This window comes from Occultella kanbiaonis (genome assembly GCF_009708215.1).
GTDB classification, from domain to species: domain Bacteria; phylum Actinomycetota; class Actinomycetes; order Actinomycetales; family Beutenbergiaceae; genus Occultella; species Occultella kanbiaonis.
On record NZ_CP046175.1, the window covers coordinates 5637104 to 5648255 of the forward strand.

At 67.8% G+C, this 11152-nt stretch carries 10 protein-coding genes; 2 read left to right on the top strand and 8 right to left on the bottom strand.

What is annotated here, in order from left to right; all coding sequences use genetic code 11:
- The first annotated feature begins 106 nt into the window (after positions 1-106).
- Both GKS42_RS25830 and GKS42_RS25835 read left to right on the top strand, forming a co-directional pair.
- Positions 107-1339, top strand: a complete 1233-nt coding sequence (locus GKS42_RS25830; RefSeq protein WP_232848146.1) for an aminotransferase-like domain-containing protein — start codon at positions 107-109, stop codon at positions 1337-1339.
- A 12-nt stretch (positions 1340-1351) separates the two neighbouring features.
- Positions 1352-2329, top strand: coding sequence for a D-alanine--D-alanine ligase family protein (locus GKS42_RS25835; protein WP_154796446.1), 978 nt, complete (start codon positions 1352-1354; stop codon positions 2327-2329).
- A gap of 25 nt (positions 2330-2354) precedes the next feature.
- On the opposite strand, the gene GKS42_RS25840 is transcribed toward GKS42_RS25835, so the two are convergent.
- From GKS42_RS25840 to rpmH, 8 genes are all read right to left on the bottom strand, one after another.
- Positions 2355-3614 (bottom strand): ParB/RepB/Spo0J family partition protein, encoded by a 1260-nt coding sequence (locus GKS42_RS25840; RefSeq protein WP_154796447.1) that lies wholly within the window; start codon positions 3612-3614, stop codon positions 2355-2357.
- Positions 3611-4630 carry a ParA family protein gene (locus GKS42_RS25845; RefSeq protein ID WP_210769456.1) on the bottom strand — a complete coding sequence of 340 codons (1020 nt, stop codon included), beginning with the start codon at positions 4628-4630 and terminating at the stop codon, positions 3611-3613. The genes GKS42_RS25840 and GKS42_RS25845 overlap by 4 nt, the downstream gene beginning before the upstream one ends.
- Positions 4631-7518: 2888 nt before the next feature.
- Positions 7519-8184: a 16S rRNA (guanine(527)-N(7))-methyltransferase RsmG gene (rsmG, locus tag GKS42_RS25850; protein ID WP_232847857.1), complete on the bottom strand. Its 666-nt coding sequence runs from the start codon at positions 8182-8184 to the stop codon at positions 7519-7521.
- Between the two features lie 8 nt (positions 8185-8192).
- Positions 8193-8762, bottom strand: coding sequence for a Jag family protein (locus GKS42_RS25855; protein WP_154796448.1), 570 nt, complete (start codon positions 8760-8762; stop codon positions 8193-8195).
- Between the two features lie 35 nt (positions 8763-8797).
- Positions 8798-9892 carry a membrane protein insertase YidC gene (gene yidC, locus GKS42_RS25860; RefSeq protein WP_154796449.1) on the bottom strand — a complete coding sequence of 365 codons (1095 nt, stop codon included), beginning with the start codon at positions 9890-9892 and terminating at the stop codon, positions 8798-8800.
- A 20-nt stretch (positions 9893-9912) separates the two neighbouring features.
- The gene (gene yidD / locus GKS42_RS25865; protein ID WP_154796450.1) at positions 9913-10314 is read right to left on the bottom strand and encodes a membrane protein insertion efficiency factor YidD; all 402 of its coding nucleotides are present in this window, start codon (positions 10312-10314) and stop codon (positions 9913-9915) included.
- Positions 10311-10661 (bottom strand): ribonuclease P protein component, encoded by a 351-nt coding sequence (rnpA, locus tag GKS42_RS25870; RefSeq protein WP_154796451.1) that lies wholly within the window; start codon positions 10659-10661, stop codon positions 10311-10313. The genes yidD and rnpA overlap by 4 nt, the downstream gene beginning before the upstream one ends.
- A 5-nt stretch (positions 10662-10666) precedes the next feature.
- Positions 10667-10804 (bottom strand): 50S ribosomal protein L34, encoded by a 138-nt coding sequence (gene rpmH / locus GKS42_RS25875; RefSeq protein ID WP_133105649.1) that lies wholly within the window; start codon positions 10802-10804, stop codon positions 10667-10669.
- Between the last annotated feature and the right edge of the window lie 348 nt (positions 10805-11152).

An 11152-nucleotide genomic window follows, 5' to 3' on the forward strand; every position in this document is an offset into this window, starting at 1 on the left:
CGCCCCCGCAGCCGGACCCGCGGCCGCGGCCATCCGCGGCGCCACACCCGCCCGCGGCACTCGCCTGGACCCGTGGCTCGGCAACTACGCCGACCGGACCCACGGCATGAAGGCCTCGGAGATCCGGGCCCTGTTCGCCGTCGCGAACCGCCCCGAGGTGGTCTCCCTTGCCGGTGGCATGCCGTTCCTGGCCGGACTGCCGCTGGACAACATCGCCGACCTCACCCAGCGGCTCCTCACCGAGCGGGGCGCCGTCGCCCTGCAGTACGGCTCCGGTCAGGGCGAGGAGGCACTGCGTGAGCAGATCCTCGAGGTGATGTCCCTCGAGGGCATCAAGGCGCACTCCGACGACGTCGTGGTGACCACAGGCTCCCAGCAGGCACTGGATCTGGTGACGCGGATCTTTGTCGACCCGGGCGACGTGGTCGTCGCCGAGGCCCCGAGCTACGTGGGCGCGCTCGGCGTCTTCCGCGCCTACCAGGCGGATGTCGTGCATGTGGACATGGACGACGCGGGGCTCATCCCCGAGGCCCTGGAGGCCACCCTCACCCGGCTCGACGCGGAGGGGCGCCGGGTCAAGCTGCTGTACACGGTCCCGAACTTCCACAACCCCGCCGGGGTCACGCTCTCCCTCGAACGACGCCCGCGGATCGTCGAGATCGCCAAGCGGCACGGCGTCCTGGTGCTCGAGGACAACCCGTACGGTCTCCTCGGCTTCGACGGCGACCCGTTGCCCGCACTGCACTCCTACGACCCCGAGGCGGTCGTCTACCTCGGCTCGTTCTCGAAGACGTTCGCCCCCGGGTACCGCGTGGGCTGGGCCGTGGCCCCGCACGCCGTGCGGGAACGCCTCGTGCTGGCCAGCGAGTCGGCGATCCTGTGCCCGTCGATGATGAGCCAGCTCTCGGTCTCCACCTACCTGAGCACCTGCGACTGGCGGGGGCAGGTCAAGTCCTTCCGGGAGGTCTACCGGGAACGTCGGGACGCCATGCTCGCCGCCCTGGCCGAGCACATGCCGGCCGCCACCTGGACGGTGCCCGCCGGCGGGTTCTACACCTGGGTCACGTTGCCCGCGGGCCTCGACGCGCAGGCGATGCTTCCGCGCGCCGTCACCGGCCTGGTCGCCTACGTGCCGGGCACGGCCTTCTACGCGGATGGTCAGGGTCAGGACCACATGCGGCTCTCGTTCTGCTATCCCACACCCGAACGCATCCAGGAGGGCGTCCGCCGCCTCGCGACCGTCGTCAACGACGAGTACGAACTGGTGCGGATGTTCGGGACCGGGGCCGCCACCCAGGTGGTCCGCGGGACCCAAGCCCCCTCCCCGAACCAGGCCTGAGGACGCAACACCATGGACGCCGCCGCACCCGACGCTGCCGGAGCACCCCTCGAACTGCTGATCCTCGCAGGGGGTCTGTCCCATGAACGGGACGTCTCGCTACGGTCCGGCCGTCGGGTGGCGGAGGCGCTTCGGGCGCTCGGGATGTCCGTCAGCGTTCGCGACGTCGACGCGGGACTGCTCGGCTACCTGGAGTCGGCGCGGCCGGACGTCGTGTGGCCGATCCTGCACGGTGCCACGGGCGAGGACGGCTCGATCCGGGACCTGCTCGAGCTCGTCGGCGTGCCCTATGTGGGTACCGACTCGGCCGGCTCCCGGATCGCTTGGAGCAAGCCTGTCTCGAAGACGCTGATGGCACGGGCCGGTGCGTACACCCCGGAGTTCGCGAGCCTGCCCCAGTCGCTGTTCCGGGAGGTCGGCGCACAGGCTGTTCTCGACATCGTGCTCCAGCAGCTCGCGCTCCCGCTGGTGGTCAAGCCGGCCAAGGGGGGCTCCGCGCTTGGCGTGTCCGTGGTGACCGACGCCATGGAGCTGCCGCGGGCGATGGTCACCTGCTTCTCCTACGGGGAGAACGCCCTGCTCGAGCGGGTGATCGTCGGTACCGAGCTGGCGGTGTCCGTCGTCGATGTGGGTGATGGTCCCGTCGCGTTGCCCGCGGTGGAGATCTCCACCGAGGGTGCCTACGACTACGACGCCCGGTACAACCCTGGCCGGACCGAGTACTTCGCGCCGGCGCGGCTGACCCCGGAGGCCGCGCGCGCGGCGGCCGACCTCGCGGTCCTGGCCCATCGCACCCTTGGCCTGAGCCACCTCTCCCGGACGGACATGATCGTCGACGCCGACGGCGTGCCGTGGTTCCTGGAGGTGAACGTCGCCCCAGGTATGACCGAGACCTCGTTGCTCCCGCAGGCGGCCCAGGCCGGCACCCAGCCGCTGGGTGACCTGTACCGGAGCATCGTGGCCGCGGCCCGGGTCACCCAGCGGGACTGACGGCGAGGCGGTCAGCCCCGCAGCCTCAGTCTGCAGTCGGCTGGAGGACGCCCGGATCGTCGGGGGTGAGCGCGTTCAGGATGCGATTGAGGTCTTGAACGCTTGCAAACTCGATATTGATCCGGCCTTTACGCTGACCGAGGTTCACCTTGACCTTCGTGTCCAGCCGGTCCGAGAGCCGGCTCGCGAGGTTGTCGAGGGCCTCGCTGTGCTCGCCCGCCCGCGGTCGACGGCGCATCTCCGGTTGAGTCGGATCGTCGCCGAGCGTGACGATCTCCTCGGTCGCCCGGACACTTAGCCCTTCGGCCACGATCCGTTGCGCGAGCCGCTCCATCGCACCACCGTCGGGCAGCCCGAGCAGGGCGCGAGCATGGCCCGCGGACAGGACCCCGGCCGCGACCCGTCGCTGCACCAGCGGCGGCAGCTTGAGCAGCCGAAGGGTGTTGGAGATCTGCGGCCGCGACCGGGCAATCTTGGTTGCCAGCTGATCGTGCGTGCAGCCGAAGTCGTCCAGGAGCTGCTGGTACGCGGCCGCCTCCTCCAGCGGGTTCAGTTGTGCCCGGTGCAGGTTCTCCAGGAGCGCATCCCGGAGCATGTCGTCCTGGGCGGTGTCCCGGATGATGGCGGGAACCGTGTCATTGCCGGCGAGCCGGGATGCGCGCCACCGGCGCTCACCCATGATGAGCTCGTAGGTGGGGCGCCCTTCGACGTCGTAGCCCGAGGGGCGCACGACGACCGGCTGCAGGACGCCGACCTCACGGATGGAGCCCGAGAGTTCCTCGAGCTCGTCCTCATCGAACACCTGACGGGGCTGACTCGCGTTCGGCCGGATCGCATCCAGCGGGAGTTCGGCGAACCTCGCCCCGGGGACCGGCTGCAGGTCACCATCATCGAAGGCAGGTTGGGGCGCCGGGGCCTCGGTGGCCCGGTCAGCTCCTTCTGAGGTCTTGCCCACCGGGCCTGTGACCGGCTCGGACGAGTCCACCGGGCGTTCGTCCGTGCCGAGGGAGGACTCGAGCTCCGATGCGGACCCGGCGGCCTCGGAGTCGACCGAGTCGGAGACCGACGCGACGGGTGGGTCGTTCGGGCTCGGGGCCGCCGGGGACTGCGGACTCGTCGTCGGATCCACAACGGGCTCGGGTGGCGTCGCAACGGCCGTGGCCGCGCCGCGGGAGTCCGGGAAGAACACATCGACCGGGCGGCCTGGGCCGCCGCTGCCCGAGGGGGGTGCGGTCGGGATCAGCGCTCCGAGCCCTCGGCCAAGCCCTCGTCGACGCTCGCTCATCGGTTCGCTCCTTCTACCTCGGGCGCCTCGGTGGACGCTTCGCCGGCTCCCTGGTCCACGGACGGTTCCGCGGTGGACGCCTCGCCGGACGCCTGACCAAGAGGCTGCTCCGGGGGCAGCGCCCCTCGCTTCGCGATCTCCCGAGCTGCCTCGAGGTAGGCGAGCGCACCGGAGGAGCCCGCGTCATAGGTCAGGACGGTCTGCCCGTAGCTGGGCGCCTCCGAGATGCGGACCGACCGCGGGATGGAGGTGTGGAGGGTCTGGTCCGGGAAGTGCTCGCGGACCTCTTCGGCCACCTGGTGGGCCAGGTTCGTGCGACCGTCGAACATCGTCAACAGGATCGTGGACACGTGCAGTGCGGGGTTCAGGTGGGCCCGAATGAGGTTGATGTTGTTCAGGAGTTGGCTGAGGCCCTCCAGTGCGTAGTACTCGCACTGGATCGGGATCAACACCTCGCGTGCCGTGACGAACGCGTTGACGGTGAGCAATCCGAGGCTGGGCGGGCAATCCACAAAGACGTAGTCGATCCGTGGTTGACCCTTTCGTGACCGTTCCTTGAGATAAGTGGCCAGCGCGTTGCGGAGGCGGTTCTCCCTCGCCACGACCGAGACCAGTTCGATCTCCGCACCGGAGAGGTCGATCGTAGCCGGGACGCAGTACAGGCCCGGGATCGCCTCGCTCTCCTGAATGACCTCGGAGATCGGCACGTCGTTGATGAGGACGTCGTACGTCGAGGGGATACCGCTGTGGTGTTCGATTCCAAGCGCCGTGGACGCGTTTCCTTGAGGATCATTATCAATAACGAGCACCTTCAGGCCGGCCTTCGCGAGCGCCGCGGCCAGGTTCACGGTCGTCGTGGTCTTCCCGACGCCACCCTTCTGGTTCGCCACGGTGAAGACTCGGGTCTGCCACGGCGGAGGGAACCTCCGGCCTGCCAGTTCGATCCGCCGGCGTGCGTCAAGCGCAAGCTCGGCCGCGAGAGGAGTCGTCTCGTCCATGACCGGAATTGCCGACATCAGCTCGAGTCGGCGCTCCTCCTCGGGCGAGAGCGGTGATGTGACATCCGTGGGTGTCTGACCGACGACACCGGTGTCTTCCTGGTCCACGTGGAGCGTCCATTCGAGGGGGATTGGCGTACCGTCCCAGCCTAAGCGTGATCCGGTGTCGCTCAGACCATCCACACCCGCGCGTCGTGTACGCATCGTCACGTGTCGGTGCCGGGCCCGGGGATTCGTTCCACGTGAAACGGGACGAACCCGGCAGGCAGGAACTCAGGACCGGTCGGCCTTCGCTGCGGCCCGGCCGGTCTGCGGAAACCGTCGCTGCCAGAGATCCGACGGGGGTGTCCGCGGCGCGCGAACTCAGTACATGCGGCGACGTGACGCTGTGCGGCGAGGGCGATGGAACGAGCACCGCACGTTGTGCGCTCTCGCTGATCCCCAGCAAGGGAGGACACGTCGTTCCACGTGGAACAAGGTCATGGATGCGCCCTCAGAGCCCTGGCATGGGTGCAGCTCACAGCATCCGGCCGAGCACCAGCACCAGCAGGTGCATCAACGGCCCGACATGCCAATGCCACCACGGAGGCCCCGTCCACCAGCTGGCGTGGGCGACCGCCACAAGCGGCCACACGCGTGAGGAACACGCATTCAACGCGACGGGTCACCGATCTTGGGCCGGCCTCCTGGAGGGAGCGAACGTTTCACGTGAAACCCGTCCGAGAAGATCGCGCAATTCGGTGCCCAATGCAAGAGAGAGCCGGAATTTGTGATCCCGGTCGAGGGCCTTACCTCACGCCGTGGCTATCTTGGGCACGGCCCAGGGACACGGTGGCGGACCCAGCAACGGGACCTGTCAACAAGTCTCGCGGCGTTCCACGTGAAACTGTGCTGCCCGACGCCGGTCGAACCACCAGGCGACCTCCGACCGCACACACGGCAATCTCATCGAGCGCCCTTACCGAGGGACGGGCCTGAGCTACCGACGCAGCAGTGGCCTCGACCCACACGACGCCGCGATCAGCGGCGGAGGGACTGCGCGCCGCGGAAGCCAAGGATCCGCAGCGAGACCCCTCGCTGCGCCACCTGACTAAGAACGCAACGCACCCGGGGAAGTCCGTTTCACGTGAAACGGAGCGGCTGTTTCACGGGTACATCTCGAACGAGGACAAGCGCCCTGCCGGGTTCCGTTTCACGTGAGAAGGAGCGGCTGACTCACGAGTACATCTCGACGGAAAACGGGCCGCTGCCAGATTCCGTTTCACGTGAAACGGAGCGTTGTTCAAGTAGCGCACTTCAAAGGGAGACCAGGGGCCCAGCCGGAGATCTGTTTCACGTGAAACAGAGCCCCCCACGTGGTCCCCGTCCAGACGCGGAATTGGACTTGGGCGCAAGCCGGCGACCTGCCCGACGACGCCACAGCGCCGTAGCGCCCGACGTCTGCCGCTCAGTCACCTCGCAGATCGAACCAAGATGCACCTTCCAGGCGAGGGGCGTGCGCCAGTCCCACCGAGAGCTCCGTGTCGAGACAGTTCCGCCAACCCACACACCGCGCCGGCATCACCCCCGAGACGGTGCCCCGCGGGACAGCGACCGTCGATCTGGATCGGGCCGACCACGGAGCCGCCCGGGACCGTTTCACATGAAACAGATCCCTTGGCCACGCCGTTCCGATCCGGGGGCACAATCAGCAGTCCACGTTGCAGGGGGCCACGGTCGTGGCACCCCACGAATCGAACTGCGGCGAGCGAACCTCCAGTCGGCTCCAGCAGCCACCGGGGACGAGTGGATGACCTTCGCCCTCAGCGAGATCCGTCTCACGAGACATCGTGCCGACGAGAGCGATCGCGCCGTTCGATCAGATCCGGGCGGAAGGATGACGTGACACGAACCCGAGCGAAGGCTTCGCGGTCAAGACGTCCTTCGGACCGTTCCACGTGAAACGTGTCCAGGCGAAACACCATCCAGTCAGCACGCACCTCTGCACAGGGCCCGACTCCCGCCCCGCCACAAGGCCTCACGCACCGGCGTGACAGTCGAACATCTCTACCTGAACGCCACACGCGCTTCGCACATCGTCGCCGGACCCGCAGCCAGCGCAGTACCTGGAGTCACGATCCGAGGCCAGACCCAATGTCGGCAGAGCAACGACTGGCGTTCACACCGTCCGACGCTGCCCACACGCAGCGCTCGCGACACCCAGCCGTTCCACGTGAAACTGCACGAGTATGGCGCACCGCTTCGATGCCCAGGCGCCGGCCCCGCGACACGTGCACTCGCACCGACTCGAGACCCGTGCTCGGAGCGAGCCTCGGCCACCAGACCGACGGCGCGGCTCCTGGCTCATCAACGGTCTGCGGATCCGGGCGACCTTCAACATCGTTTCACGTGAAACTGCCAGCCAGGGAGCGGTGGCGTGGTAGTTCCGAACGGAACCGCAAAGCACCGCTGAATCCGCAGGCGCGCTGACCCCGTGCAGAACTCAGTAGGTCGCAGCGGAGGCCCCGACGCGGGCCGCGTCAGAACGTGCTGACACCATGCACGGTTCCACTGAACGGTGACCTCACGCGCGGGCTCCTCATTCACCCGCCACGGTGCGTAGAACGCGGGGCCATAGCTGTTCCATGTGAAACTCCCAGCCGGAATCAGACCCAACGGCTCTCACCACTCAGAAATGCAGGCGGCATCGCAGACCAGGAGGAGTACGGCGACGACGACCACACGTTCCACGCCGCCCTGAACCCACCAGTCAGCGGTCGATCAGCGGCACGTGCAGATGTGCCGCACCCGCGTACGAACACACCGCAGCGGGCCCACCACCCGAAACGTGTCCCGCTCGACGCTCTGTTCAACGCCCTACTCGGGCAGACAACGAACCAGCCAGGGTAGAACGTACGTTCTACGTCCTACTTCCGAACTTCAACAACCATGGTCGACTCACCATCGCCGAGAAGATCGACGTCATGCACCGAGAAGGACTTCGCGCCGAGCTCTCGCAGCACAGGGGCCGCCTCAGCGAGCTCCTCCTGCGCGCGCCGGCCCTTCTGCGCGAGCAATACCCCGCCGCGTTCCACCAGAGGCAACGTAAGCCGAGCGAGCTTCCCGAGAGCAGCCACTGCACGTGCCGTCACTGCAGACACCTGGAGACGACCGTGCAGCTCCTCAGCGCGAACCTGATGAAGCGTCACGTTGTCGAGATCGAGCTCCTCCACGACCTCCGCCAGCCATGCGATCCGGCGTTCCATCGGCTCGATCAGGTGCACGTCGAGATCCGGGCGCATCAGTGCCAGGACGACTCCCGGCAGGCCCGCACCCGATCCCACATCGGCCAGTGACCCACTGGCCGGAAGGAAGCGTGCCACCGCCGCGGAGTTCACGACGTGCCGGGACCAGAGCCGTGGAACCTCACGTGGACCGATCAGCCCCCGCAGCTCACCCTCGTCTGCGAGCATCTCGGCGAACCGCGCCGCACCGGACCAGGCCAGACCGAGAACGGCGCGACTGGCAGCGTCATCGACGACCACGTCCGCTTCCTCGACAGGCTCGGCGCCGTCCGGTTCCGGACCGGACACGTGCCCGCTCAACCCGCAGCGGGAGCGCGAACCACAACGTGGCGCTTCGGCTCCACACCTTCGGAATCACTGATGAGCGAGGCCGCCGCGACGGCGTCGTGAACGACCTTCCGCTCGAAAGGGTTCATCGCGGGGAGCGAGACATCGGCACCTTCGGCACGTGCGCGGTCGATGGCCTCCTGTGCGATCGCAGTGAGCTCGTCCTTGCGGGCCTGCCGGTGGCCGGCCACATCGAGCATCAGTCGACTCCGCTCACCCGTCTTGGCCTGGACCGCCAACCTGGTCAGCTCCTGGAGCGCATCGAGAACCTCGCCCTCGTCGCCGATGAGCCGCTTCAGTGAGTTCGCGTCCGCCGAATCGGTGACGATCTCGACCGCGGCACGACCGTGGTCGACGTCGATGTCGATGTCGCCGTCCAGATCGGCGATGTCGAGGAGTTCCTCGAGGTAGTCGGCGGCGATCTCGCCTTCCTCCTCGAGTCGGTTGCTGGGGGCGACCTCGTCGGTGACGGGCTTCGCCTCGGCCACCGCGTCAGCAGGCGAGACCGCCGTCTCGACCTGGTTGGTGTCGTTCGTCATCATCGAACCTCTCGGGCTGTGGGGCGCGCTCGGCGCTACTTCTTGGGCTTGGTGGACTTCGACGACGGCGACGGAGCCGGCTCGGCCACGGGCTCCGGCTCGCTCTCCTGCTCACCTGCCCCGGCTGCCGAGACGGCGGCCGGGCGGCCGCCGGCCCGCTTGGAACGCGGGCTGTTCCGCTTCGGCTGCTGCCGCTGGCCACTGGTGCCGATGGTCAGAGTGTCGGTGCCTGCTTCGCCGGGGGCGGCAGCGCCGTCGTCCTCCAGCGTCTTGCCGCGCCGCTTGGCCTTACGGGCCTGCCGGTCCTTGTACGCCTTCTCGGCCTCGGAACCGGGTGCCGGCGAGTTCCTGATCACGAACCACTGCTGACCCATCGACCACAGGTTCGAGGTGGACCAGTAGACCAGCACACCGATCGGGAAGTTCACACCGGAGAAGGCGAACACCAGCGGCAGGATGTACATCAGCATCCGCTGCTGCCGCGCCATCGGGTTGTCGAGTGCGGACTGCGGCATGTTCTTCATCGTCAGCTGGCGCTGGGTGAACAGCGTCGTGGCCGACATGATGATGATCAACGCTGCCGTCACGAACTTCACGGCGAGATCGTCCGAGCCGAGGAACGTCGAGGACAGCGACGCCCCGAAGATCTCGGAGGACTCCGCCTGGGCGGCGAGATCCTGCGTCAGCGGACCGATGCTGTCACGTGCGTACGTACCGGTCGCCACCGCCTCCAGGGAGGCGAGCACACGGAACAACGCGAAGAAGATCGGCATCTGCGCCAGGATCGGCAGACAGGAGGCGAACGGCGACGTTCCGGCCTCCTTGTAGATGGCCATCATCTCCTGCTGCTGCGCCTGGCGGGACGCCGGGTCCGTCTTCCCCTTGTACTTCTTCTGCAGCTTCTGGATCTCCGGCTGCACGAGCTGCATGCCGCGGGAGGCCTTGATCTGGCGCACGAAAAGCGGGATCAGCAGGATTCGGATGACGACGACCAGCGCCACGATGGAGAGCAGCCAGGTCCAGCCACCCGCCGGATCCATCCCGAGCCAGGTCAACACGTCGTGCGCGCGGACCATGATCCACGCGACCGCAACCTTGATCGGCCACAGCAAACTGTCGAAGAAGCCCATGAACTACTAAATCTCCAATATCAGGCTCGCGGAGGCGAGCCCAGGCTGGCAGGTCTACCGACGAGGGTACGTGCTCGTCGGTCGGTGCTGCGGTGGGTGTGACCGTGATGGTCGCTGGATCGTCGGGCCGGTACGTGGTCCACGCCGCCGGCCGACCAGGGATTGCAGCGCAACACCCGCCAGATCGCGAGCCCAGTCCCCACGATCGGGCCACGCTTGGTCAGCGCATCGATAGCGTAGGCGGAGCAGCTCGGGTAGTAGCGGCAGGTGGGTGCGAACCAGGGCGACACGATCAACTGGTAGCCGCGGACAAGTCCCGTCAGCAACCATGTCAGCGGGTTCCAGACCCGTCGACGAACCGTCTCCGTGTCGGAGGGCTCCGCGCTGGATGGCTCCGGGGCCTCGCCGTGCGGCCGCGTCATCGCTTCACCTCCACACGTGCGCTCCTGTCCAGACAACGCACCACGTCGCGTTCCAGTTCCGGATAGGTCGCGGCGGCAGCCGGCGGCAGCGCCCGCACCACCACCGAGCTCCCTGCCGGGAACGTCCCGAGGCAGGATGCGCTGATCGCGCGCAGGCGACGCTTCACCAGGTTCCGCTGAACCGCGCCGCCAACGGCCTTGGACACAACAAAACCCACCCGAGCCGGCTCGGCTCGGGTGGATCCTCGATAGTGCACCACGACTCGTGGCGTGCCGCTGCGGGCACCGAACCGGATCGCGTCGGCGAACTCGTCACCGTGACGCATCCGGTGCTGTGCCGGCAGCACCGTGCTCAGGCAGACAGCGCGCTGCGGCCCTTGCGGCGACGAGCCGCCAGGATCGAGCGACCAGCGCGGGTGCGCATACGCAGTCGGAAGCCGTGCACCTTGGCTCGGCGCCGGTTGTTCGGCTGGAAGGTCCGCTTGCTCACGGGAATGCTCCAAAAGATGTTGGGAAGGGCGCCATCACCGGGGAAGCAAGGCGCAGAACCGTTCGAACACGGGCCTCCGGGCAGGAGCACACGCGCGTCCACACGACTGATCCACGGTACGCGAGGCTGGGTTACCCGGTCAAACCCGCCGTAGAGGGCTTCCCCACATTCCCTGAACTGTGGCTCGCCCACCCACCGGGCGCGATCCGCGACGTGGCGCCACAGACGTGCAGGAGCCCGACGATCCGCGATCCACATTCCTGTGGACGACCGGTGGCACCGGCCGCGCTGCGGGGTTACGCTCGCACCTCCCGACGGTGACATCCATGCCTCACTGTCCGCAGGATC